This is a genomic window from Collinsella sp. AF38-3AC (genome assembly GCF_003474365.1).
Classification (GTDB): domain Bacteria; phylum Actinomycetota; class Coriobacteriia; order Coriobacteriales; family Coriobacteriaceae; genus Collinsella.
This window is the reverse complement of the sequence record NZ_QROM01000025.1, coordinates 1-241: the sequence shown is the minus strand read 5'-3', so window position 1 is coordinate 241 and position 241 is coordinate 1. Positions and strand designations below refer to the sequence as shown.

Genomic DNA, 241 nt, shown 5'->3' with positions numbered 1-241 from the left:
CCCCGAGAAATTCCTTTTCCTATCAAACAGAACCATATGAATCGAACGGAACCGATCAGCGTAACAGTTGTGAGGACCGGACGGGCTCGAAGCCCATACATTTTGGACGGAGAGTTCGATCCTGGCTCAGGATGAACGCTGGCGGCGCGCCTAACACATGCAAGTCGAACGGCACCTGCCCTCGGGCAGAAGCGAGTGGCGAACGGCTGAGTAACACGTGGAGAACCTGCCCCCTCCCCCG

Annotated in this window: 1 rRNA gene; it reads left to right on the top strand. The window is 57.7% G+C overall.

Annotated features, from left to right (window positions below):
* Positions 1–103: 103 nt before the first annotated feature.
* Positions 104–241, top strand: a 16S ribosomal RNA gene (locus tag DW029_RS10475); the annotation flags it as partial.